Source organism: Saccharibacillus sp. JS10, from assembly GCF_024436065.1.
Classification (GTDB): Bacteria; Bacillota; Bacilli; order Paenibacillales; family Paenibacillaceae; genus Saccharibacillus.
Map to the genome: position 1 here is coordinate 849,772 of NZ_JANFNS010000001.1, position 23,614 is coordinate 873,385.

Consider the following 23,614-nt stretch of genomic DNA (forward strand, 5'->3'; position numbering starts at 1 on the left):
ACTTCATTCAATAGAATCAATAGCAAAACCGCCGGCTGAATCGCCGACGGTTAGAGATACTACGCTTTGACTTCATCCTAATCAATCAATTCGCCGCTGAATTTGTCCGCTTTCTCCAAATGCTTGCGCAAGTTCTCATAAGCCGGCGATGTCCAGAAAAACGAATCTTCAACCAACTTCGCCGCATCGTCGCGCGCTTGTTCCAACACTTTGAAATCGGCAACCATATCCGCGACTTTGAATTCCGGCAATCCGCTTTGCTTCGTACCGAAAAAGTCACCGGGACCTCGCAGTTCCAAATCTCGCCGCGACACTTCGAATCCGTCATTCGTATCGGTCATCACGCCCATACGCTGACGACCCATTTCGGACTTGGGATCCGCAATCAACACACAATACGAAGCATGTTCGCCCCTGCCGACACGTCCGCGAAGCTGGTGCAATTGCGACAACCCAAAACGATCGGCGTCCATAATAACCATCAATGTCGCATTCGGTACATCGACACCGACCTCGACAACCGTGGTCGAGACAAGAAGCTGCGTTTCGCCGGCATAAAACTGACGCATACATTCTTCTTTTTCAGCGGCGCTCATCCGTCCGTGGAGCAGACCTACCTGATACTCCGGCAACGCCTCATTCATCTGCGTATGCAGATCGATCGCGTTTTGGACATCCAACTTCTCGGATTCTTCGATCAGCGGACAAATCATATACGCTTGCCGTCCTTGTTCGACTTCGCGGCGAATAAAGCCAAGTACCCGCTCCATCATCTCGTGCTTCACCCAATACGTCTCGATCGGTACTCTGCCTTTCGGTCGCTCCGAGATCGTCGATACATCCATATCGCCAAAAGCGGTAATCGCAAGCGTACGCGGAATAGGTGTCGCTGTCATCGTGAGCACATCGGGATTATAGCCTTTACGACGCAAAACGCTTCGCTGGTTTACGCCAAAGCGATGCTGCTCGTCGGTAACGACTAGACCGAGCGAACGGAAATTGACTTCTTCTTGAATCAGCGCATGTGTGCCGACCAAAATATCGATCATTCCCATTTGCAGCCCCGCCAGCAAGTCTTTGCGTTTGCGCCCGGTCACACTGCTTGTCAAAAGCCCGACCGTGATACCGAACGGTTCGAACATTTTTTGCAGCGAGCGTGTATGTTGTTCCGCCAAAATCTCGGTCGGCACCATCAACGCTCCTTGATAACCAGAACGCACGGTAGTGAAAAGCCCAATCGCAGCAACAGCCGTTTTGCCGGAACCTACATCGCCTTGCAGCAATCGGTTCATGCAATACTCGGAACGCATATCTTTTAAAATTTCTAATTCGACGTTTTTTTGCGCATCGGTCAGCTCGAATGGAAGACTTCGCACGAATTCACGAATAACAGCGTTCGGCGTCGTATGCACCACCCCGTCTCGCCGTTCCCGATTCAGCGAACGATACGCTTGTAGTTTAAGTTGGAACAAAAATAATTCCTCGTAGACCATCCGTTTGCGCGCTTCTTGCCCTTCGGCAAGGTCTCCCGGCTGATGCAGCAAACGGATCGCTTGCGGACGAGGCATTAATTCATAATTTTGCACGAATTCTTCGGGAAGCACTTCTTCCAGTTGGTCGCCGTATTGATCCAGCGCATTCGCAATCATTTTACGGAGCGTATTTTGCGTCAGATCGCCGCCAATCGAGTAGACGGGTTGCAATGAACCGCTACGGATCACGCCGCGGTCCGGAAATTCGGATTGGCTTACGTTCATTTGCAGCCTGCGCCCATCCCATTTTCCGGTCAAAATAATCTCGCGATCCAATTGCAGCTGGTCTTTAAGATAATTACGGTTGAACCATACAGCGGTAAACATCGAATAATCGGCAAGCACTTTGCAGCTTAACTTCGTTGTTTTGCCAAAACGCTGCACGACAGGCAACCCGACGATCTTCGCTTGTACGGTCGCTTTGTCTCCGTCTTTCACATCGCCGAGCGACTTTTGCCGGTAATCTTCGTAACGAAACGGAAAATATTCGATCAGGTCTTTGACGGTAAAAATGCCAACGGCGTGAAGCTCCTCTACTTTGCGAGCACCCACACCGTTGACTTCTTTCACCGGGATTTGGTCCAGGTGTATATTCATTATGTTCTCCCTTAGTTAACGGAAGGCCAGATATAGATCGCGTTGCAACCAGGTCCAACGTGAGTACCGACTACAGAGCCAATATGCGAATACACGACATTGCCGACTTCGAAATGCTGACGCAGCAATTCAAGAATTTCGTCGGCAGATTCCGGTTGAACCGTATGCCCAATCGCAAGATCGACTCTGCCTACGTCTCCAAGTTCCTGCTTGAACAACTCGATTACCCGAGCCAACGCTTTTTTGCGTCCTCTAGCTTTCTCTACCGCGTAAATCACACCTTCTTTGTCAATCGACAAAATAGGCTTGATGTTCAATAACGTTCCGAGCATGGCTGCCGCACGACCGATTCTGCCGCCTTTTTGCAAATACTCCAACGTATCGACCAAAAAGTATAAACTGCGAGCCATACGAAGACGTTCGATCTCGGCTCCAATTTCTTGTGGGGAAGATCCATTTTGCGCCATCTCTGCTGCCCGTACGACCATCAGACCGAAGCCGTATGAAGCAGAGCGCGAATCGACCAACGTAATATCGGCAGATTCATTTTCGAGCATCGACTTGCCCAGTGTAGCGGATTGAAATGTGCCGCTCATTCCTGTCGAAATATGAATCGAAACAATCGGCGTGCCCGGATGTTGATCCAACACCCGTTGATACGCTTCTGTAAACTCAACCGGCGAAGGCTGAGACGTCGTTGGCAGCTTGTCGGAAGCGACCAGACGCTTATAAAATTCTTCGGCTTTGATATCGACGCCGTCGAGTAAAGCTTGATCGCCAAACATGACTTTGAGCGGAACCACGACAATCCCAAGCTTCTCAATCAGTTCTTCGGGAATATCGGATGTACTATCGGTTACGATAATCGGATTCATGAAGTCACCGTCCTTTAAATTAAGGGTCGTAGCGATACGGCTACACTTACGCTTCTACCGAGAACATGTAATCGTAGACCGGTTGACCGCCTGTATGGAATTCGACTTCGGCATCTGGATACTGCTCAGTCAACCACTCGGCAAGTTTCGCCGTTTCCGCTTCCGAAGCACTTTCTCCGGTCAGCAGCGTGATGACTTCGTCGCCGCTTTCGACCATCGCTGCAAGCAGCTGTTTACTTGTCGTCAAACGATTTGCGGCTGTCGCAACAATTTTGGAATTGAAGATTCCGATATAATTGCCAGCTTTGATATCCAGACCATCGAATGTCGTATCGCGTACCGCATACGTAATCTGACCTGTTTTGACATGCTGGATGGCTTCAGTCATCTGCTCGGTATTTGCTTCTGGGCTATCGTCTTCTTGGAAAGCCAGCGCAGCCGAGATCCCTTGCGGAATACTTTTACACGGAATAACGGTCACTTGACGCTCGTCTTCAAGCAAATCGCGCGCTTGTTGAGCCGCAAGTACGATATTGGAGTTGTTAGGCAGCAAAAAGACATGCTGCGCGGACAACTTCCCGATCGCGTTCACAAAATCTTCTGTACTCGGATTCATCGTTTGTCCGCCGGACAATACAATATCAACGCCGAGGCTTTTGAAAATTTCTTCGATTCCTGCGCCGCTTGCGACCGCGATAAATCCGTAAGGAGCGATCTCGTCCGCTGGAAAAGCCGAAAGTTCTTCCGGTGCTTGTTCCGGCGCTGGCATATCTGCGAAGAGTTCAGGCGGCGCGGTGCCGTCCATACCTGCATGCAGCAGATCGCGATGCTGTTCACGCATATTTAAAATATGAATTTGTGTAATTTCTCCGTAGCGCAGCGCAAGAGTCATCACTTCGCCCGGTGTTTTGGAATGCACATGGACTTTGACGATATCGTCGTCGGCAATAATGATAATCGAATCGCCATTGACCGCTAAAGCTTGACGGAAAGCTTCTTCATCAAAACGATCATGAGGTTCTTGTCCCAGACCCAGATTGATGAAAAACTCCATATCGTACAAGAACTCGATATTTTCAGTCTCCAATTGCGCTTGTGCAGAAGTCTGAATATGCGATGCCGCATTTGTTGCAGAAGGTTTTGCTGTTGGCGTAGTCGCATTTGAAGACGAATGATGGGAAGAAGCCGAAGTGCCCTTTTCCAAATATTCTAAAAACCCTTCGTAGATATAAACCAATCCTTGACCCCCGGAGTCAACCACGCCAACTTGTTTCAACACGGGAAGTTGCTCGGGCGTACGGTCCAGCGCAATTTGTGCTTTTGCCAACACTTCGCGCATTAACTCGACCACATCGGTCGTACGACGCGCATACGTAGACGCATGTTTTGCCGCTTCTTTGGCTACAGTCAAAATCGTTCCTTCAACCGGCTTGACCACGGCTTTGTAAGCTGTCTCTACACCGACTTGAAGTGCCGCTGCGAATTGAATCGCATTCAATTCTTCATGCGACGCCGCATAACGACCGAAGCCTCGGAATAACTGCGACAAAATAACGCCTGAGTTCCCGCGAGCCCCCATCAATAGACCTTTTGACAACACGGTAGCCGATTGACCGATCGAAGCTGAACTTCGCTCTCTCAGATCCGTAACCCCTGCTGTCATCGTCAAATTCATGTTTGTTCCCGTATCGCCATCCGGTACCGGAAACACGTTCAACGCATTCACATGTTCCGCTTGACGTGAAAGTTTTTCCGCACCTGCCAATACCATGCCTGTAAAATCAGTTCCGTTAATCGAACGCCTACTCAATGAAAAATCCCCTTCCTACACCTACTGGATACGCCAACGCTCAATGTTCAACAAGCGTTCGCTTTGCTCTATAACTGGTTAGATTGCTTTTATCATTATCTCTTAGGCTTGCTTGACCCTGCTTTAGGATACAAACAGGAAACCAGGTTTCCTTTTTACAAGGTACATACGGGCAAGTCGGCTTAAGGTTCTATATACCATGAGCCTTTTGCAAAATCTAAGCAATGTTCCAAGCAGATTTTGCAAAAGGCTCCACCTAATATTGTACTATAAGCTCACGTAGAAATAAATAAAGTTTTTAGAACCGTTGACGGAGCTTTTTTCATTGTGTTATGATGTTTGGAGTGTTGCTTATGTATGTTTGATCGAAGCAAGGAGGTGTCATTCATGGCTCGCAGATGTTTTGTATCGGGTAAAAAACCAAGCTCCGGAAACAACGTTTCCCACGCTAACAACCGTAACCGTCGTACTTGGGGAGTTAACGTCCAAAAGGTTCGCATCCTCGTAAACGGCAAACCGAAACGCGTATACGTTAGTACCCGCGCTCTTAAATCGGGTAAAGTAACTCGCGTTTAGTCCAGATATACACGAGAAAGCACCTTCTTGCAGAAGGTGTTTTTTAGTTTTAGTCCGGTTTACCGTATAAAATAAGCCGCAGTGCTTCTCGATTTCGAGAGCCGCTGCGGCTTATTTTAGTTCTGTTTTAGATCAATCCCATTCCGTACCGCACCGAAGTAATCAATACGGTAAAGAACAAGAAGTAAATGACAACGAATACGATAAACAAAATCTTCTGCCCTCGTTCTTCCAACTTACGAAAATACCAGACGACCAATCCCGCAGCAAGCAATCCGACCAATGCGTTAAAAGGCACCGGGAGGAAAGCAAAGATCGCGACCAAGAGTCCGACAAACGAGGTAATCAACGCTAGCATTAGCGTAGATTTGAAGTTGTTCATAGAGATTGCTCCGCACCTTCACGGATCAGACGAATCGCTTCTGCGCGATCCTTTTCGCCATATACAGCGCTACCGGCTACCAGTACGTCTGCACCGGCTGCCACAACTTTACCGACAGTCTCAGGTGCAATCCCGCCATCTACTTCGATATGCAAGTTGCTCATCCCGAGCGAATTTGCAAGATCACGTGTTTCGCGAATTTTATGCACAGTACGCTCGATAAAAGCTTGCCCGCCAAATCCAGGGTTGACCGTCATGATCAGTACCAGATCCAAGTCTTCTATCACTTCGCGGATCGCAGATACCGGAGTTCCCGGATTAAGCGCAACTCCTACTTTTACACCTTGTTCTTTGATCAAATGTACGACTCGGTGCAAATGCACGCAAGCTTCCGCATGAACGGTAATGACCGAGGCGCCTGCTTTTGCAAACTCCGCCACATAATTTTCTGGATTTTGGATCATCAAATGAACATCCAGCGGAAGTTTTGTCAAAGGCGCAATGGAACGCAAGATCGGAGCCCCAAACGAAATATTCGGTACAAAATTCCCATCCATAACGTCAACATGCAGCCAATCCGCACCGCCAACTTCCACTTCTTTCACATCGGCTCCCAATTGGGAGAAGTCCGCAGACAAGATCGAAGGAGCAATCAATACCATATTCAATACCTCCGTTTTTTATCTTTCATTTCTTGGTAAAAAGCAGCGTAATGTTTGTATCGGCTTTCAGCAACTTCATGGTTCTCTAACGCTTCGCGTACTTTGCAACCGGGTTCATGCAAATGCGTGCAACCTCGGAATTTGCAACCGTCCGCGAGTTCGGCAAATTCTCGGAAGCAACTGCCTAACTCGTCAACGCCTAATTCCAAAAAGTCCAATTGACTGAATCCGGGCGTATCCGCGATATACCCGCCATTTCCTAATTCAACGAGTTCAACGTGCCGAGTCGTATGGCGACCGCGACCCAGACGCATACTGATCTCGCTGGTAAGCAGATTCAATTCGGGGAACATCGCATTAAGCAGCGAAGATTTGCCAACGCCGGACTGACCGGAAAAGACGCTGATTTCGCCTTGCAGACGTTCACGCAACCGATCTGCGCCCAACCCTTGCGGTGAACTGGTTTCCAGCACTTCGTAGCCGATCGACGTGTACAGATTTTTTGCATTCTCAACGGCTTGGCGCACTTCAATCTCGTCTTCACCGATCAAATCCATTTTCGTGAAACAAATTAGAGCGTCCAAGCCTTCGTGCTCGATATGTACCAAAAATTTGTCGAGCAAATTCAAACTCAAATCGGGTTCTTTCACGGAAAATACCAGTACCGCAAGATCAACGTTAGCCACTGGTGGACGAATCAGTTCGGTGGATCGTTCTTCGATCTCCGTCACGGTTCCTTCTCCATTTTCGGTCAGTGCATAGGTCACTCGATCGCCGACTAACGGAGATTTCCCCTTAATTCGAAATACCCCTCGTGCTCGGCATTGGATCGTAGAATCGCCCGAAGATGCTTCTTCATCTTTAACATAGTAGTACCCGCTTAATGCTTTTACAATTAGACCTTTCGGCATGCTTCACCGTCCTTTGTGTAGAAGCGAAAGCGGGTCGGACTTGCGTCCGACCTCGCTGGCTTCTTAATAAATTGTTCTTTATTTGCCTTTATGCCCTGGAGGTTGTTCTCGGGTTAACCCCACTGCAACACCTTTGCCTTTACCCATAGGAGCAAATGCAGCAGGATCGGCTGTATCGCTGCCCGGTTCGCCTTCTTCTCCGCCAGATTCATTGTTTTCCGGAGGTGCTTGATTGTCTACATCACCTTCGGGATTACCTTCTTCGCCAGTATTGTCTTGCGGATTATTCGACGGATCGTCGGTCGAAGAATCTGCTGGATCTTGCTCCGGCGGCGGAGTTTCTTCCGTTTGCTGCTGCGGGAACTGTGGTTGCATATAAGTTCCGTTTTTGGCATCGGAATAATTAACCGTATACGAATCTACGAATTGCCCGTCCCGATACACGGAGACGGCTCCGTTTCGATTCGGTGCAAGCACAAGCGATACAGGGAAAATTCGACGCGATGAGATCGTATCGGTTCCCCATTCGATTCGGTCGCCGCGTGCATCGCTATACTCCAATCGAATTTTCGTCGCCGTTCCTTCATTTGAAGGTTCTACAGGAACTTGTACGATAAAGTTGATCGCATCTGCCGGAATACCGGAACTTACAACAAACTTCACCGTTTCTCCCGGTTTCAATTTGGCTCCAGCTTCTGGGCTTTGACTGATTACGTTGCCTTGGCTTACCGTAAAACTCGCTTCCTCGGTGGAAGAAGGAGCCAACGCTTGACCGTTAATGAGATCAAGGGCTTGTTGCCGCGTTTTCCCGGACAGATCAGGAACCGTTTTTTCTTCAACGCCCATACTCACCGTAAGCGTGACGGTAGCTTGATCAGGATCAAAGTCTTCCGATTCTTGAGGCGATTGCTCAAGAACCGTCTCCGGATCAGAATCGTCGAACGTTTCTTTTCGCACGATTCGGTCTTCGCTCACGCCAAGCGCAATCAGATCTTTGGACGCTTCTTCATAACTGGAGCCCGTTAACTTGGGCATCTCAGTAAGCGGCTTTTCCGAGCCCACGGTCAGTAGCAATGTAGCGCCTTCTCTGACTTGCAGGCCTTCTGGCTTGCTCTGACGGAATACGATTCCAGCTTCTGTAGACGGATCGTACTCGTATTTAACGCCTTCGACTTCTAGATTTTTCACAGCTAAAGCTTCTCTCGCCGCGTCTTCGGTCATTCCGATCACATTCGGAACGGTCGTTTCCGCTACGATAAACTGTGCGCGTACGTACAAGACGACCATCAAAACGATTGCTAAAAATAATAGCGTAGAACCGATAATGATCGCAGGTTTTTTCCATTTTTTCTGTGGGTTACCTATCGGCTTCTTTTTATCGGTCTTGGTTTCTTTGGCGCCATCGGCAGCTTGCGGTTCATATGAAGTGTTGCGAATTGCAGGTACGACTAATGTGCGATCCGCGTCTTCTTCTTCATTAAACTGTACTTTTTGTTCTTCGCGTCTTGAAGGTAGCAAGCAAGTATCCAGGTCGCTTTGCATCTCGGATGCCGAGGCATAACGTTCTGCCGGATTTTTGCGCATGGCACGGACGATAATATTTTCGACGCTTTGCGGAATCGTTGGATTCAGCTTGCGTGGTTCCTCGTATTCATCTTGCAGATGCTTAAGCGCTACACTGATCGGGCTTTCGCCTTCATAAGGAAGCGCCCCGGTTAACATTTGATACAGCACGATGCCGAGCGAATACAAGTCCGATTTTTCTCCTGCCGTCACGCCTTTGGCATGTTCGGGAGAAAAATAATGAACGGAACCCACTACGGAACCGGTCTGTGTAATCGTCGTCGAAGTCACGGCGCGTGCGATTCCGAAGTCGGTTACTTTGATCCGTCCGTTACGACCGATTAAAATATTGTGCGGCTTAATATCGCGGTGAATAATTTGGTTATTATGGGCGTGATCCAGTGCATCGCAAATCTGTGAAGCAATTCGAACCGCTTCTTCAACAGGAAGCGGCGCTCTTTCTTTAATCAGCTCATCCAAATCTCGACCTTCGATATACTCCATCACGATATATTGAACTTCGCCGTCTTGACCGACATCGTAAATACTTACGATATTCGGATGAGAGAGCGAAGCCGCCGATTGCGCTTCACGCCGAAAACGACGAATAAATTCTTCGTCGTGCATAAATTGCTGACGTAATACTTTGACCGCAACGTAACGGTTCAGCAGTAAATCCAGCGCTTTGTAGACAAGCGCCATTCCTCCCCCGCCCACACGTTCTACGATCTCATAACGGCCGCTAAATACTTGACCGATCATTGTACCCACTCCTTCGTCGCCGCATCCTGACCTACGCGTCCGTTTTCAAACAGAGCTACGGTGATGTTATCGTCGCCTCCAGAATTAAGCGCCATACGAACCAATTTATGTGCACGATCGTCAAGCGCAACTCCCGGCTTCGATACCGTGCGAAGCATTTCTGCTTCAGCGACAAAGTTGCTTAACCCGTCACTGCAAAGCATCAATCCTTCGCCCGGTTTTAACATAATTCGGCGTACATCCATTTTCACTTCCGCGTCGGTGCCCAGTGCACGTGTCAATACATTGCGTCTTGGATGCGCACTGGCTTCTTTTGGAGTGATTTGACCACTTTTCAGCAATTCATTCACTAACGTATGATCATCTGTGAGACGTTCAATTCCTGAAGACGTAATATGATAAGCTCGGCTATCGCCAATATGCGCAACGATTCCTTGTTCGCCGCTTAATAATACCGCGACAACCGTCGTACCCATATTGTGATATTGAATCTCCGATCCGCCTTTGCGATGCACAATCTCATTGGCATGCAAAATAGCATCGCTAAGCGCCGCTTCGCAAGCTTCCAATGAAAGGCCCGCTTCCAGACCACTCAGATCGGCAACAATCGTCTCGACCGTTAAGCGGCTGGCTGTATCTCCAGCCAAATGCCCACCCATTCCGTCTGCCACGATTCCTAGCGTATAACCGCCGGGCTTAATTCGACCGACCCAAGACAAATCTTCATTGACGTTGCGCACATTCCCGATATGCGTTGCATGAACGGTATGAATCACCTATGTCACCTCGCAGCCTTTTCCTGTCCTTTTTCCATATGCTTGGCACGCAATTGACCGCAAGCCGCTGCAATATCATGACCTTGTTCACGACGAATCGTCGCGTTGATGCCATTATCGATCAAAATCCGTTGGAAATTGAAAATATCGCTACGCGAAGTACGCACATATTTACGTTCAGGCACGTGGTTGACCGGAATCAAGTTGACGTGTGCCATACGGGTTTTCAGTACGTCTGCGAGTTCTTGTGCATGTTCAGCTTGATCGTTCACGCCGCCAATCAATGCGTATTCGAACGTCAGACGACGACCTGTTTTTTCGAAATAATAATCGAGCGAAGCCATGACGTCGTCGAACGGGAAACGGCGGTTAACCGGCATCAGCTTCGAACGCAATTTGTCGTTTGGCGCGTGGATCGAGATCGCCAAGTTGATTTGCGTATCTTCATCCGCGAATTTATAAATATTCGGTACGATACCGCTGGTGGAAACCGTGATATGACGTTGACCGATATTCAAACCTTTTTCATGAATCATGATGCGTAAAAACGTCATCGTCGCTTCATAGTTCTCGAACGGTTCGCCCGAACCCATGATTACGATACTGCTGACGCGTTCGCCTTCTTTGTCCAGCATTTTTTGAGCTTCAACGACTTGAGCCACGATCTCGCCCGCTGTCAAGTTACGCTTCAGACCGCCTAGTGTGGAAGCACAAAACGTACATCCGATTCGGCAACCGACTTGCGTCGTTACGCATACGCTATTGCCGTAGTTGTGATTCATAATAACGGTCTCGATCGCATGTTCGTCATGCAGACCGAACAAGAACTTCACCGTGCCGTCTTTGGATTGGAATTTGGTGATTTCGTTCAATGTCACGAAAGCAAAATGCTCGTCCAATTTTTGACGAAGCGTTTTGGACAAGTTGGTCATTTCTTCAAAGCTGGATACGCGCTTGACGTAAAGCCAGTCAAAAATCTGGTCGGCGCGGAAAGTCGCTTCGCCGCTGGCTTTAACCCATTCGCGCAGCTCGTCGAGATTGTAGTCGTATATGAAAGGTTTCATGTGATTAATTATCCCCTGTTCGTTGATTTTATAGATTGTGTTGCCTTTATCGGTTTCCATCTTATCTATAGTAGCACAAAACGTGTTCATGCTAAAGAGGAACCCTTATCGACCTCAAGCAGGTTACGATTCGGATTCCTCTTTGTTATCGGTTAAGCGAACGTTGCTTTTTAGCCGCGGCGACGCAAACGAGCAATATAAAACCCGTCCGAACCGAATTGATTCGGCAAGATTTGAACGCCTGCTCCGCCGACCTGCGGCTGTTGCTCCAGAGCCGGAACTTCGAACGGTTCCGCGATAAACTCGGCATGATCGCGAAGGAATTCCGCGACGGCCCGTTGATTTTCTTCTCGTTCAATCGTGCAAGTGCTATAGACAAGCAGACCGCCCGGTTTGACCAATTCCGCTACAGAACTTAGCATTTGGCGTTGCAGACGAGCAATAGCTGCCGCATCGTCAGGCGTTTTCGCCCAGCGAAGATCAGGTTTGCGGCGGATTACGCCAAAACCGGAGCAAGGAGCATCCAAAAGCACGCGATCGAATGAAGCCGGCTCGAATTGCTGATTCAACGCCATAGCGTCGCCAACGCTGCTTTCGATACAAGTCAAGCCGAGACGTTCGGCTTGCTCGACGATCAATCTCTGCTTGTGTTCATGCAGATCATTGGCAACGATACGTCCTTTGTTGCCCATTTTCTCGGCGATATGCGCGGTTTTACCACCTGGGGCTGCGCAGCAATCGAGTACGCTCATTCCAGGTTCAGCCGATAAAGCTTCCGCAACCAGCATCGAACTTTCATCCTGAATACTGAATCGACCGTCGCGGTATAGATGATCATTCGCCATATTGCCGCCGCTTTCGACGATGATACCGGAAGCCGACAACGGAGAAGCGGTTACGATATGCCCTTCTTGTTCCAGCTCACGCATCAGTTCGTCGCGGTCCGCTCGCAATGTATTTACGCGAATACTTACTTTCGGCGGTTGGTTGTTGGCTACGCATACCGCTTCCGCTGTTTCTTCGCCGTATTGCGTCATCCAGCGTTCTACCAACCACTGAGGATGCGAATGTTGCAGAGCAATGCGTTCTGCCGTAGGTAAATCTTCCGGAATGCTCAGATTATCGCCTTCTCGAAGAATGCTGCGAAGGACGCCGTTAATCATTGAAGCTATCCCTTGATGACCGCGTTTTTTCGCGATTTCTACCGCTTCATTCACCGCGGCATGAGCAGGAATCCGATCCAGATAACGAATCTGATACAGCGACATGCGTGCCAGACTACGTACCCAAGGGTTCAGACGTTTAACTTCACTTTTGATAAATTGATTCAAGAAATAATCGAGCGTTGCTTGCCGCGCGATCGTTCCGTATACCAATTCTGTAGCAAGCCCTGCATCCGCCGGACTCAGCTCGGCTTGTTGAAGCGTACGGTTCAGCAAGAGATTGCTATATGCCGCATTTTCTTCTACGCCCGTTAATACGTTTAACGCGGCTTCACGCGCCGTAAGCTGCACTTTGCGTCGACGCGGAGCCTGTTCTGCATTTGCGCTTTTGGCATCTCTCGATGAAGGCGCAGTACGGTTTGGTGTAGAGGAAGCAACCGGCTTATTCACGTTGGCTTTTGCCGAAGATTGAGGCTTCATGCTGGGCGCAGGCTGAGTTTTCGGCGTACTTGTACGTACAGCCGCGGAATTCGTAGGCGATTTGGCTACCGAATTTCGGCTAGGCTTGGCATTCGAATTTGGATCGAAACTTGATTTCGGCTTTGAAGTCGAACTTGGTTTAGATGCGAAGCTTGGTTTTGCACCGGCTTTGCTTTTTCCGGCAGCTTTCGCTTCGATCCGTTTGGCTGCACCCGAAGCATTGCTGCGGCTAAACGAACTTTTGCCTGTGAAACTTTTTTTGCGGGAGTCCGATGCTTGATTGCTACTTGATTTTTTGGCAGCGTTACCGGATTTAGGCTTTGGTTTAGCTGCTGCGTTCGGATCAAATCCACCCGAAGGTTTGGAAGACGAACCAAACATTCGCACGCCTTTTTTTTCATTATCTTTTTCGTTTTTCTCGCTCATCCTAACACCGTCCCTGCTTGCATCGCTGTACCCCGAGCAAACTCGGATACGGGCATTGCTTTTTTACCTGCGGGTTGTACTTTTTTCAAAGCGACTGCTCCGTCGCCGCATGCGACGACAATCGCTTGGCTACTTACATCAAGCACCGTTCCCGGCGCGGCTCCTGCTTCTGGGCCATTTTCTTCGGGGCGCTCGATTTCCCAGACTTTGAATACTTCGTCATTCCACAACGTATACCCGCCGGAAAAAGGGGATAAGCCGCGAACTTGGTTGAAAATAGACCGTGCCGAAGACGTCCAATCGATCTTTTCATCTTCGCGTGTCAAATTCGGCGCATACGTCGCTAGCGACTCGTCTTGAGGCTGCGCTTCGACTCGGCTTTGCAGCAAACGCGGCAATTCGCGCTTCAGCAATTCAGCTCCTGCTACGCTCATTTTTTCGAACAACGTTCCTGATGTATCTTCGTCCGTGATTTCAACTTCTTGCACCGCGATCATATCGCCAGTGTCCAGACCTTCTGCCATGTACATCAGCGTGATTCCGGTCTTCGTCTCACCATTGATGATCGAACGTTGAATCGGAGCCCCGCCTCGGTAAGCAGGCAATAACGAACCGTGCACGTTGACGCAACCGAGCTCCGGTACATGAAGTAGCGATTTCGGAAGAATTTGCCCGTAAGCCGCAGTCACGATCAGATCTGGATGAAAAGATGCCAGTTCTTCGACAGCTTCCGGATTACGCATCCGCTCCGGTTGTAAAACCGGCAGATGATGCTTCAACGCTGCTTCTTTAACCGGAGAAGGCGTCAGTACTTTTTTGCGACCTTGCGGACGATCCGGCTGCGTGACGACCGCTACGATATTACATTCCGATTCCAGCAACGCTTCCAAGCAGGATACCGCAAACGCTGGCGTGCCCATAAATACGATTCTTTTCATTCCGCTCACTCCTTTGCCGCGTTATCACGGATCGGTTCATATACGCTCTCCGCAATATCCGTGAATAATACTCCATCCAAATGGTCGATCTCATGTTGAAAAGCTCGCGCTAACAATCCGCTTGCTTGTACGGTAAATTCTTCGCCTTCTCGGTTCAAGCCTTTCACCGTTACGTTCATCGCTCGGCGTACGTCTCCGTTCAGCCCGGGAATACTCAGGCAACCTTCGACGCCGAATTGCTCACCGTTTTTTTCAATAATTTCAGGGTTCACCATCGCGATCAGACCGTTCTCATCGCCGACATCAACCACAATAATGCGTTTTAAAATGCCGACCTGCGGCGCTGCAAGACCGACACCGTCCGCGTCGTACATCGTTTCCGCCATATCGGTCATTAATTTTTGTACATTCGGCGTCATTTTGGTGACTTCTTTTGCCCGTTTATGCAAGACTTCATCAGGCTCTTTTACGATTAATCGAATTGCCATGTTCAAGCACCTTCCTTACTTCTGTATTCATAGAAAAAGACGCGGAAAACCGCGTTACATCATGACCTGTGGGTCCACGTCGATACTGATGAGCAAATCTTGCTCTTTCGCCGTATCTTCCAGTTCATCTGCGATTTCCCGCGCCAGCAAAGCAGCGTCCATTTCTCCACGCCATTTTATCATACATTGAAATCGGTATCTATTTTTAATCCGCGGAATCGGTGAAGCAATCGGACCCAATAAGTCCAATACATTCGGCGCTAACTTATCCATTTGCGCAAGCCAACCGCGTGCACGTGCTTTTTCTTTGATCATCGCCGCATAGTTTTCTGCCATACGCACGACAACCGGAAGCTGCTCATGCGAAAACGTAACTAGAATCAAACGGCAATAAGGCGGGTAGCCAAGTTTGCGTCGATGTCCCAATTCTTCACGCACGAATGAATGATAATCATGCTTCGAGGCGTGCTGGATCGAATAATGATCGGGATTGTACGACTGGATAAACACTTCGCCGGGCAAATGATGTCGCCCCGCTCGACCCGCGACTTGCGTCAGCAATTGGAACGTTTTTTCGCCCGCTCGAAAATCCGGTAAATTCAGTGCGGAATCGGCGGCAATGACGCCGACCAGTGTAACGTCGGGGAAATCCAGCCCTTTGGCAACCATTTGCGTACCGAGCAAAATATCGGCTTTTTTATCGCGGAATTGCTGCAACAACTTTTCATGCGAACCTTTTTCGCTGGTGGTATCGACGTCCATACGCACAACGCGCACACCGGGAAACAACTTCGCCAATTCTTCTTCGACGCGCTGCGTACCTGTACCGAAATATCGAATATGCTCGCTCGTACATTCCGGGCAAGTCTCGGGAAGCGGCTCGGCATGCCCGCAATAATGGCAGCGCAAATTGTTCGAACGTTGATGGAACGTCAATGAAATATCGCAGTTCGGACACTCTGCCACATACCCGCATGTTCGGCACATGACAAAGGTGGAATACCCGCGCCGATTAAGGAGCAGTACGGTCTGCTCGCCGCGTTCCAAACGTTGTTCAATCCCAAGGTGTAATTCTCGGCTGAACATCGAACGATTGCCTTCTTTTAACTCTTCGCGCATATCGACGATCTTGACGCCGGGCAACTCGCTGCCAAGCGCGCGAAGCGAAATTTCTGCAAGAACCGGCGAAAAATGCGGATCGCTTTGCGAGCGTGCCGCGTGATAAGTTTCTAACGAAGGGGTTGCCGAACCTAAAATTACGACCGCATTATGCTGTTCGGCGCGCTTTACCGCGACGTTACGCGCGTGGTATCTCGGACTTTCTTCTTGTTTGTACGAAGATTCGTGTTCTTCATCCATCACGATCAGACCAATGTCTTTAAAAGGAGCAAAAATGGCTGATCGTGCGCCAATCGCAACTTGCACTCTGCCTTCGCGAATTTTGCGCCATTCGTCATACCGTTCTCCGCCGGACAATCGGCTGTGCATGACCGCGACTTTAGAACCGAACCGGCTTTTGAATCGTTCGACCATTTGCGGAGTCAACGAAATTTCGGGAACGAGTACGATCGCTTGCCGACCTTGCGCGATGCAGCGTTGGATCGTTTGTAGATAGACTTCCGTTTTACCGCTACCGGTAATCCCGTGCAGTAAAAAGACGCCTTCTCGACGTGCATCGACTCTTGCCACGACCGAATCATAGACGCTTTGCTGCTCGCCTGTTAGCTTCGGCGGTTCGCTCGGTGTAAAATGTCTGCCCGCATATGGATCGCGGAACACTTCAACGTCTTTGATGATGACTAGACCTTTTTCTTCAAGCGACTTTACGGTACTTGCCGTCACTCCAAGCGTGCTTAGAATATCTTTCATCGCCATGGGTACGCCTAATTGAAGCAAAAACTCAAAGACTTCTTTTTGCTTTTTGGCACGCGCCGGGAATTTGTCTAGTTCCGCTTCCGCTTGTGCAGCATCGATATTCAGCTCAACCGTTTTGACCGTTTTGCGTCCCATCCGATCTCGTATTGCTTGACTTTCAAATAACAAACCGCCTCGGATCAGCGCTTGTACCGTTTTCTCAAGACCCGGGAAACTTTGGCGAAGCTGTTCGGCTTTGACTTGGCCTCGGCTGCGTACAAAGTTCAAAATTTCTGCCGCCGATGTGTAATCCGCCGATGCAGCTCCTCCGAACAACGAAAGTTCATCGGTATCTTCGGGTATTTCTTCGAGTAGCTGTTCAATCGTTTCGCGTTCTTCGTGCTCAGCGTCTGATTCTACCGCATGGATAAATCGTTCGGCTTTGCCTTTTAAAGCCGTAGGAATCATCGCTTGCAGCGCCATCGTTTTGTGACACGCATACTTATCGGCAATCCATCCGCCTAGCTCCACCAGATCTTCGGGAAGCGGCGGCACCAGATCTAACAATTCTCGAATCGCTTTGATTCGTCCATGTTGATATTCGCTTTCATCGACTAAGCCGACTACGAATCCTTGCACGGTACGTCCGCCAAAAGGCACGCCGACTCGGCTACCGACCGCAATCCATTGCTTCATTTCCGGTGGAATCCGATAATCGAACGGTCTGCTGACGGCACGAACCGGCACATCGACAATCACCTGTGCGAAATTCATCGCAAAGCTCCTTGTTCCAGACGACGCGAAGCTTCAAGCAAAATTTCTTTTGCCGTATCGTATTTAGACTGTTTCGGCAGATCGGCAATCCGCCCTTCCGGTCCGAAAAGACGTACGATATTCGTATCTGATCCAAAACCTGCGCCTGTCTGCGTCACATCGTTCGCGACTAACATATCGCAATTTTTGCGTTGCAGCTTTTCCGAAGCGTAATGATCTAAATCATGTGTTTCCGCCGCAAACCCAACCAAAAATTGATGTTCTTTTTGCGAACCGAGCGTTTGCAACACATCGACCGTTTTGACCAATTCAAGCGCCATCGTATCGCCAACCTTTTTGATTTTACGCGGCGAACTTGATTTAGGACGATAATCCGCAATCGCAGCCGACATAACAAGCATATCGGTCGTCGCCCATTCATTAAGGCAAGCTTCATACATATCTTCTGCCGATTCGATGCGCAGCGTTGGAATATCTGCCGGCAAAGGAATCTGCACTTTACCTGCGATTAGTTTAACGTCAGCACCCAGATCACGAGCAGCTTGAGCGAGCGCGATTCCCATTTTACCGGACGAATCATTCGTGATATAACGCACCGGATCAATACGTTCGATCGTTCCGCCTGCCGTTATGACGACCTTTTTGCCAAGCAGCGGATGTGATGGTGTTGTAGTTTCTGTATGTGAAGACGTCAAATGACGTGCAAGCCCAAGTTCGGCAGAGCCTCCAGCGGTCGCAAATAATTTTTCGGTTCCTTCGCTTGGCTCTCCATCTACAAGATGTAAAGTCTCGGGTCCCGGATCATAAAACTCATGCGAAGAAGGTTCTTCTGCAAAAAAGCGCTGCAATACCGCTACAATCGTCTCGGGTTCTTCCAAACGACCTTTGCCTACATAACCGCAAGCGAGCATTCCGTCACCCGGTTCGATCATCATCGCTCCGCGGTCGACTAACGTCTGCATATTTTGTACGACTGCCGGATGGCTATACATATGCACGTTCATCGCAGGTGCGATCATGACAGGAGACGTAACCGCAAGCATCGTCGTCGACAACATATCGTCAGCAAGCCCATTAGCCAGTTTGCCTATGATATTCGCAGTTGCCGGAGCAATGAGTACCAGATCCGCCCAATCCGCAAGATCAATATGGTTCACCACTTTCGGATTATGTTCTTCGAACGTATCCGTATGCACCGTATTCCGCGTCAATACTTGAAGCGTCAAAGCCGGAATAAATTGCTGCGCACCCTCTGTCATGATAACTTGGACGTCCGCTCCTGCTTTGACCAATTGACTGCATAGCGTTGCAGCTTTATAAGCAGCAATCCCTCCAGTTACACCGAGCAAAATCTTTTTCCCGTTTAACATATGCAATCCCCTCCTGAAAAAAAATAACAACCATAAGGTTGTTAGAGATGGCGCGTTCTATCTAATGGAGCTTTTTATCTGATCTTGCGTAGCAAACCGGGAACCTTTACAGGTTCCGTTTACCTTTTTGTTCTTCGACAACTTCGTTCTCGTCGCGTGCTTCAAGCTTGATGTAGTCGCCGTAGATTTCTTCGAGCGCCGTACCTACTTGCTTGCTGGATTTTGGACGTTGAAGTTCCGATTCTGCACCTTCGCGCAGTTGTCTTGCGCGTCTGCTCGATGCAACAACGAGCGAATACTTACTGTCTACTTTAGTCATGATTTTGTCGATAGAAGGATACAGCATATTTATCGTCCTCTCTTATGCCTTTAGCTCGAAAAGAATTCTCTCGATTGCTAAAGACGAAGCCCGGTTTTCCGGTAATCTGTTTTTTTAAAACAACTTATTTGGCGATACGGCAATGTTCCGCGACAATGATCGATTCGATTCGCATACAAGCTTTATCGACTTCATCATTGACAACCGAATAATCGTAATGACGCATCAATGCGATTTCTTCTTCGGCTACCGACATCCGGTTATGAATCACCGATTCTGTTTCCGTGCCGCGTCCGACAATCCGATCTTTCAACTCTTTAAGCGAAGGCGGAGTCAAGAAAATAAACACACCGTCCGGGAACGTCTGCTTGACCTTGAGCGCACCTTGTACTTCAATTTCCAAAATGATGTCATTGCCAGCTTCGATCGTTTGTTCTACAAAATCACGCGGAGTTCCGTAGAAATTCTCTACGTACTGTGCGTATTCGAGCAGTTGATCATTAGCAATCATATCACGAAATTCTTGCTGACTTTTAAAAAAATAATTTACGCCGTGTTGTTCGCCTTCTCGAGGTGAACGAGTCGTTGCCGATACCGAATACACAAGACCCGGCAATCTTTTGCGTAATGCACTACATACCGTTCCTTTTCCGACGCCTGACGGTCCGGACAATACAATCAATAACCCTTTAGACATAGTTCTCTCCATTATTCGTCGTTATCGTCGTCTTTGGTCGAGAGTCGGTGCGCGACCGTCTCTGGTTGTACCGCAGACAAAATGACGTGATCGCTGTCTGTAATAATAACGGCACGCGTTCGACGTCCGTAAGTTGCATCAATCAGCATATGTCGATCTCTGGCTTCCTGAATGATCCGCTTAATTGGTGCGGATTCTGGGCTTACGATAGAAATGATTCGGTTGGCGGATACAATGTTGCCGAAGCCGATATTGATAAGCTTGATTGCCATGTCTAGGTTTTCCCCCTATGTCATAGTTCCTCTTTCTGTAAGTCGGGTTAGCGCCCGGCCGTTATTCGAGATTCGCTGCTTGCTCTCGCATTTTCTCGAGCTCAGCTTTCATCTCGACGACATGACCTCCGAGCGCCAAATGATTCGCCTTCGATCCGATCGTATTGACCTCTCGGTTCATTTCCTGAATCAAAAAGTCAAGTTTTCGACCTTTTGTATCGCCGCTATTCAGCAGTTCCGCACATTGATCGAAGTGACTTTGCAATCTGGCTAGTTCTTCATCAATACTACAACGATCCGCAAAAAGCGCAACTTCTATACCGAGACGAGAATCATCCAATACAAAACTTCCATCTTGCAATTCGGATAATCGCTGACGAAGCTTGACTCGGTAATCTTCTACAACAGTTGGAGCAAGCATCAACAATTGTTGATGTGCTTGCTTCAAGTTGTTCAATCGAAGTTGGCAATCGCCTCTTAAATGGTTCCCTTCGGAACCTCGCATCGTTACCAGTTCAGACAAGGCTTGGCCAAGCCCTTCTTGAAGCACTTGTTCCCAGTCGATGTCTTCAACTTCTTCAAGTGAAGCTTCTGTAGGTTGCATCACATCAGGAAGCGCAAGCAATTCGGCTGCGCTCAGATTACCGGCAATTCCATACTGCTGCGTTAATTCGTGTGCCGCTAAAATATAAGACTCAGCGACTTCACGATTCAACATCATCCGAGTGCCTGAGGCTTCGCTTTCTCTAATGATGTATACGTCAATCCGTCCGCGCTTGACATGCTGCTGGACAAGCCGCCGGAGACCTTCCTCGAAACTGTTCCATTCCCGGGGCATCCGAAGTACGACTTCGCAGTAGCGATGATTGACGGATTTCACTTCAAATTGAATTTTGTATCCGCCTCGATTCATGGCGGATTGACCGTAGCCGGTCATACTGAAAGACATCCTCATCACATCCGTTATCCTATTTTAATGGATTATGCACAGCGAAACAAGAGGTTTAGCGTCTGTTTAGAAATTCATCTTTAGGGGTTGATTATCTTTGATTAAAGATATATACTTAAATTATTAAAGTTGCTTTATTATTTTCACCTTTAAATTCTTTTTTAATCTTTGTGATTTTATATAATGAGGAGCTGATTGCTATGCAATTACTTGGACAACATCACGTTTCATTAATGACCGGAAAAGCCGAACAAAACTATGACTTCTTCACTCGAATTTTAGGTATGCGATTGGTCAAAAAATCGGTCAATCAAGATAACACGACTTCTTACCATCTGTTTTACGGAGATGCGGTAGCAAGCCCGGGCACAGAGGTTACGTATTTTGATTACCCAGGAATTGGACCTTCTTATCCCGGCGTATCCAGTATTTCGTCGACTTCGCTTCGCGTACCGACAACAGATTCGCTGCATTTTTGGAAAGATCGCCTAGATACGTTAGGCATCAAACACGGCGAAATTGTGCAACGTGCCGGACGTAACACACTTGCTTTCGAAGATTTCGAAGGTACGCAGTTGATTTTGGCAGCGGATGAAGGCGAAGAAGGCGTAGCCGCAGGACAACCATGGACAGCTGACGGAATTCCTTTGGAACATGCAATCGTCGGTCTTGGCCCTGTTACGTTGACGGTTGCTGATCCTAAACCTACAGCGCTTGTGTTGACCCAAGTTATGGGATTCCGCAAAGTAGGCAGTTATGCTTCTCTTGCTGGCGATTTTGCCGATATCGAAGTATTCGCGACCGGGGAAGGCGGCTCGGGTGCGGAAGTTCATTTGGAAGCACGTCCTGATCTGCCTCAATTCCGGCTCGGACGCGGCGGAGCGCATCACGTTGCTTTCCGAATTCCGGATGAAGCCGAATATGAAAAATGGATCGACCGTATCTCCGCAAGCGGATTGCAAAACTCGGGACGCGTCGATCGCGACTACTTCCGTGCTCTGTATTTCCGTGAACCTAACGGCATCTTGTTCGAACTTTCTACCGATACACCGGGATTTGATATTGACGAACCGATCAAATCGTTGGGCGAAAAACTGGGGCTCCCTTCGTTCTTGGAACATCGCCGCGCCGATATCGAAGCCAAATTACGTCCTCTTAAATGGTAAACGAATAATAAAAAGCCGCAGGTATCCTGCGGCTTTTGTTGTCTAGAGAAGTTACGTATACGGTAGAAGCAAGGATACTGCGAGAGAAATTCGTCTCCTTGCTTCCAGTTACATTAGACTTTTTTACATTTAAAGCCGCAAATGACTACAGCTTTTTATTATTTTTTACTTTGATGCTACATTTAATCGATCAGTTTTCCTGTATACACAAACGCAGCAGGGCCCGTCATATACACATGGTTGTCTTCTTCATTCCATTCGATATGCAGGTCGCCGCCTTTCAGCGATACGGTTGCTTGGCGGTCGCTATGACCGTTAAGCACCGAAGATACAAGCGTTGCGCAAGCACCTGTCCCACAAGCCAGCGTAGGGCCCGCGCCGCGTTCCCATACGCGCATATCGATCTGTTCACGGCTATTCACCGTTGCAAATTCAACATTGATCTTTTTTGGGAACAAAGGATGCGTTTCGAGTACCGGTCCCCATTTTGCGAGATCGAAGTTGACCGCATCGTCGACATAGATGACGCAGTGCGGATTGCCCATCGATACCGCCGTGAATCGGAACGATTCGCCTAAAGCTTCGATCGGCTGATCGACTACAGGTTCTCCGTCGACCGCAACCGGAATTTTCGCTCCTTCCAAAATCGGTGCTCCCATATCAACGCGTACGGTTTGCGCGACTCCGTTTTCCGCATAGATCGTAAGCGGCTGTACGCCAGCTCCGATTGTCTCGATCGTAAGCTCTTCGCCTTCCGCTAGCTTGTGATCATAGACATATTTCGCCACGCAACGGATCGCATTGCCGCATTGCTCAGCTTCCGAACCGTCGGAGTTCATAATACGCATTTTGAAGTTCGCTTTTTCCGAAGGCAAAATATAGACAAGACCGTCTGCGCCTACGCCGAAAAAGCGATCGCATACTTGGATAGCAAGCTCTGCTGCATTTGCCGGAAGTTCTTGTTCTCCATAGACCACCACGAAGTCGTTACCGAGTCCGTGCATTTTTGTAAATTCCATCTGATTTAGTCCACTCCTTATCGGTTTCGAAACAATAGGCGTTCCTTTACAGATTCAAGCATGGATGTAAAGGACAAAAAGTTGACGAACGCCTGGGTTTCGCTCAATATAGATCATAGTGTTTCCTTTTTAGGAACCCGGTTTCATGATACCTTAACGTCCGTATGATTGCTATTGATTTTATGCGTG

Annotated in this window: 21 protein-coding genes; 2 read left to right on the forward strand and 19 right to left on the reverse strand. The window is 48.6% G+C overall.

Translation table 11 applies throughout. From position 1 onward, the window contains the following. Positions 1 to 77 precede the first annotated feature (77 nt). From recG to NOM90_RS03880, 3 genes are read right to left on the reverse strand one after another with little or no spacing between them, the layout of a single operon-like run. Positions 78 to 2,129 (reverse strand): ATP-dependent DNA helicase RecG, encoded by a 2,052-nt coding sequence (gene recG / locus NOM90_RS03870; protein ID WP_255940128.1) that lies wholly within the window; start codon positions 2,127 to 2,129, stop codon positions 78 to 80. A gap of 11 nt (positions 2,130 to 2,140) precedes the next feature. Further along, on the reverse strand, positions 2,141 to 3,004 hold the full coding sequence (locus NOM90_RS03875) for a DegV family protein (protein ID WP_255940129.1): 864 nt from the start codon (positions 3,002 to 3,004) through the stop codon (positions 2,141 to 2,143). A 46-nt stretch (positions 3,005 to 3,050) separates the two neighbouring features. Next, positions 3,051 to 4,814 carry a DAK2 domain-containing protein gene (locus tag NOM90_RS03880; protein WP_255940130.1) on the reverse strand — a complete coding sequence of 588 codons (1,764 nt, stop codon included), beginning with the start codon at positions 4,812 to 4,814 and terminating at the stop codon, positions 3,051 to 3,053. A gap of 387 nt (positions 4,815 to 5,201) precedes the next feature. Here NOM90_RS03880 and rpmB point away from each other — a divergent pair, with 387 nt between their 5' ends. Continuing rightward, a complete protein-coding gene (rpmB, locus tag NOM90_RS03885; protein WP_255940131.1) occupies positions 5,202 to 5,390 on the forward strand; it encodes a 50S ribosomal protein L28 in 189 nt (62 codons plus the stop codon). 127 nt (positions 5,391 to 5,517) lie between these two features. On the opposite strand, the gene NOM90_RS03890 is transcribed toward rpmB, so the two are convergent. The 15 genes from NOM90_RS03890 to NOM90_RS03960 all read right to left on the reverse strand — a co-directional run bounded on the left by NOM90_RS03890 (position 5,518) and on the right by NOM90_RS03960 (position 21,240). Then, positions 5,518 to 5,772, reverse strand: a complete 255-nt coding sequence (locus NOM90_RS03890; RefSeq protein WP_255940132.1) for a hypothetical protein — start codon at positions 5,770 to 5,772, stop codon at positions 5,518 to 5,520. Further along, positions 5,769 to 6,434, reverse strand: a complete 666-nt coding sequence (rpe, locus tag NOM90_RS03895; protein ID WP_255940133.1) for a ribulose-phosphate 3-epimerase — start codon at positions 6,432 to 6,434, stop codon at positions 5,769 to 5,771. Before rpe ends, NOM90_RS03890 begins: the two co-directional genes overlap by 4 nt. A gap of 2 nt (positions 6,435 to 6,436) precedes the next feature. Next, a complete protein-coding gene (rsgA, locus tag NOM90_RS03900; protein WP_255940134.1) occupies positions 6,437 to 7,345 on the reverse strand; it encodes a ribosome small subunit-dependent GTPase A in 909 nt (302 codons plus the stop codon). Positions 7,346 to 7,423: 78 nt separating this feature from the next. Beyond that, positions 7,424 to 9,670 carry a Stk1 family PASTA domain-containing Ser/Thr kinase gene (gene pknB, locus NOM90_RS03905; RefSeq protein WP_255940135.1) on the reverse strand — a complete coding sequence of 749 codons (2,247 nt, stop codon included), beginning with the start codon at positions 9,668 to 9,670 and terminating at the stop codon, positions 7,424 to 7,426. Beyond that, on the reverse strand, positions 9,667 to 10,446 hold the full coding sequence (locus NOM90_RS03910) for a Stp1/IreP family PP2C-type Ser/Thr phosphatase (RefSeq protein WP_255940136.1): 780 nt from the start codon (positions 10,444 to 10,446) through the stop codon (positions 9,667 to 9,669). The genes pknB and NOM90_RS03910 overlap by 4 nt, the downstream gene beginning before the upstream one ends. Before the next feature lie 5 nt (positions 10,447 to 10,451). Beyond that, positions 10,452 to 11,510, reverse strand: coding sequence for a dual-specificity RNA methyltransferase RlmN (rlmN, locus tag NOM90_RS03915; protein ID WP_255940137.1), 1,059 nt, complete (start codon positions 11,508 to 11,510; stop codon positions 10,452 to 10,454). A gap of 170 nt (positions 11,511 to 11,680) precedes the next feature. After that, the gene (gene rsmB / locus NOM90_RS03920; RefSeq protein WP_370866571.1) at positions 11,681 to 13,153 is read right to left on the reverse strand and encodes a 16S rRNA (cytosine(967)-C(5))-methyltransferase RsmB; all 1,473 of its coding nucleotides are present in this window, start codon (positions 13,151 to 13,153) and stop codon (positions 11,681 to 11,683) included. 422 nt (positions 13,154 to 13,575) lie between these two features. Further along, positions 13,576 to 14,517, reverse strand: a complete 942-nt coding sequence (fmt, locus tag NOM90_RS03925; RefSeq protein WP_255940138.1) for a methionyl-tRNA formyltransferase — start codon at positions 14,515 to 14,517, stop codon at positions 13,576 to 13,578. A 5-nt stretch (positions 14,518 to 14,522) separates the two neighbouring features. After that, entirely contained in the window at positions 14,523 to 15,005 is a 483-nt protein-coding gene (gene def, locus NOM90_RS03930; protein ID WP_255940139.1) for a peptide deformylase, read from the reverse strand. A gap of 54 nt (positions 15,006 to 15,059) precedes the next feature. Continuing rightward, a complete protein-coding gene (priA, locus tag NOM90_RS03935) occupies positions 15,060 to 17,633 on the reverse strand; it encodes a primosomal protein N' (protein WP_255940140.1) in 2,574 nt (857 codons plus the stop codon). Beyond that, positions 17,630 to 19,003 carry a bifunctional phosphopantothenoylcysteine decarboxylase/phosphopantothenate--cysteine ligase CoaBC gene (gene coaBC, locus NOM90_RS03940; protein ID WP_255940141.1) on the reverse strand — a complete coding sequence of 458 codons (1,374 nt, stop codon included), beginning with the start codon at positions 19,001 to 19,003 and terminating at the stop codon, positions 17,630 to 17,632. The genes priA and coaBC overlap by 4 nt, the downstream gene beginning before the upstream one ends. Positions 19,004 to 19,109: 106 nt before the next feature. Further along, a complete protein-coding gene (rpoZ, locus tag NOM90_RS03945; RefSeq protein WP_255940142.1) occupies positions 19,110 to 19,349 on the reverse strand; it encodes a DNA-directed RNA polymerase subunit omega in 240 nt (79 codons plus the stop codon). A 97-nt stretch (positions 19,350 to 19,446) separates the two neighbouring features. Continuing rightward, positions 19,447 to 20,019, reverse strand: a complete 573-nt coding sequence (gmk, locus tag NOM90_RS03950; protein ID WP_255940143.1) for a guanylate kinase — start codon at positions 20,017 to 20,019, stop codon at positions 19,447 to 19,449. Positions 20,020 to 20,030: 11 nt separating this feature from the next. Further along, positions 20,031 to 20,291 carry an extracellular matrix/biofilm regulator RemA gene (gene remA, locus NOM90_RS03955; RefSeq protein WP_005548256.1) on the reverse strand — a complete coding sequence of 87 codons (261 nt, stop codon included), beginning with the start codon at positions 20,289 to 20,291 and terminating at the stop codon, positions 20,031 to 20,033. Between the two features lie 61 nt (positions 20,292 to 20,352). Next, positions 20,353 to 21,240, reverse strand: coding sequence for a YicC/YloC family endoribonuclease (locus NOM90_RS03960; protein WP_255940144.1), 888 nt, complete (start codon positions 21,238 to 21,240; stop codon positions 20,353 to 20,355). 200 nt (positions 21,241 to 21,440) lie between these two features. On the opposite strand from NOM90_RS03960, the gene NOM90_RS03965 reads away from it, so the two are divergent. Continuing rightward, entirely contained in the window at positions 21,441 to 22,406 is a 966-nt protein-coding gene (locus tag NOM90_RS03965) for a ring-cleaving dioxygenase (RefSeq protein WP_255940145.1), read from the forward strand. A 182-nt stretch (positions 22,407 to 22,588) separates the two neighbouring features. Here the strand turns inward: NOM90_RS03965 and dapF are convergent, their stop codons facing one another. Further along, positions 22,589 to 23,425: a diaminopimelate epimerase gene (gene dapF, locus NOM90_RS03970; protein ID WP_255940146.1), complete on the reverse strand. Its 837-nt coding sequence runs from the start codon at positions 23,423 to 23,425 to the stop codon at positions 22,589 to 22,591. Positions 23,426 to 23,614: the final 189 nt, after the last annotated feature.

What these genes read in the sequence shown, in the direction of transcription:
- pknB (WP_255940135.1), bottom strand. Translation starts at nt 9,670, where the DNA reads ATGATCGGTCAAGTATTTAGCGGCCGTTATGAGATCGTAGAACGTGTG.
- NOM90_RS03965 (WP_255940145.1), top strand. Translation starts at nt 21,441, where the DNA reads ATGCAATTACTTGGACAACATCACGTTTCATTAATGACCGGAAAAGCC.
- priA (WP_255940140.1), bottom strand. Translation starts at nt 17,633, where the DNA reads ATGAATTTCGCACAGGTGATTGTCGATGTGCCGGTTCGTGCCGTCAGC.
- NOM90_RS03875 (WP_255940129.1), bottom strand. Translation starts at nt 3,004, where the DNA reads ATGAATCCGATTATCGTAACCGATAGTACATCCGATATTCCCGAAGAA.
- rsgA (WP_255940134.1), bottom strand. Translation starts at nt 7,345, where the DNA reads ATGCCGAAAGGTCTAATTGTAAAAGCATTAAGCGGGTACTACTATGTT.
- rpmB (WP_255940131.1), top strand. Translation starts at nt 5,202, where the DNA reads ATGGCTCGCAGATGTTTTGTATCGGGTAAAAAACCAAGCTCCGGAAAC.
- def (WP_255940139.1), bottom strand. Translation starts at nt 15,005, where the DNA reads ATGGCAATTCGATTAATCGTAAAAGAGCCTGATGAAGTCTTGCATAAA.
- fmt (WP_255940138.1), bottom strand. Translation starts at nt 14,517, where the DNA reads ATGAAAAGAATCGTATTTATGGGCACGCCAGCGTTTGCGGTATCCTGC.
- gmk (WP_255940143.1), bottom strand. Translation starts at nt 20,019, where the DNA reads ATGTCTAAAGGGTTATTGATTGTATTGTCCGGACCGTCAGGCGTCGGA.
- coaBC (WP_255940141.1), bottom strand. Translation starts at nt 19,003, where the DNA reads ATGTTAAACGGGAAAAAGATTTTGCTCGGTGTAACTGGAGGGATTGCT.
- recG (WP_255940128.1), bottom strand. Translation starts at nt 2,129, where the DNA reads ATGAATATACACCTGGACCAAATCCCGGTGAAAGAAGTCAACGGTGTG.
- dapF (WP_255940146.1), bottom strand. Translation starts at nt 23,425, where the DNA reads ATGGAATTTACAAAAATGCACGGACTCGGTAACGACTTCGTGGTGGTC.
- NOM90_RS03960 (WP_255940144.1), bottom strand. Translation starts at nt 21,240, where the DNA reads ATGTCTTTCAGTATGACCGGCTACGGTCAATCCGCCATGAATCGAGGC.
- remA (WP_005548256.1), bottom strand. Translation starts at nt 20,291, where the DNA reads ATGGCAATCAAGCTTATCAATATCGGCTTCGGCAACATTGTATCCGCC.
- NOM90_RS03890 (WP_255940132.1), bottom strand. Translation starts at nt 5,772, where the DNA reads ATGAACAACTTCAAATCTACGCTAATGCTAGCGTTGATTACCTCGTTT.
- rpe (WP_255940133.1), bottom strand. Translation starts at nt 6,434, where the DNA reads ATGGTATTGATTGCTCCTTCGATCTTGTCTGCGGACTTCTCCCAATTG.
- rlmN (WP_255940137.1), bottom strand. Translation starts at nt 11,510, where the DNA reads ATGAAACCTTTCATATACGACTACAATCTCGACGAGCTGCGCGAATGG.
- rpoZ (WP_255940142.1), bottom strand. Translation starts at nt 19,349, where the DNA reads ATGCTGTATCCTTCTATCGACAAAATCATGACTAAAGTAGACAGTAAG.
- rsmB (WP_370866571.1), bottom strand. Translation starts at nt 13,153, where the DNA reads ATGAAGCCTCAATCTTCGGCAAAAGCCAACGTGAATAAGCCGGTTGCT.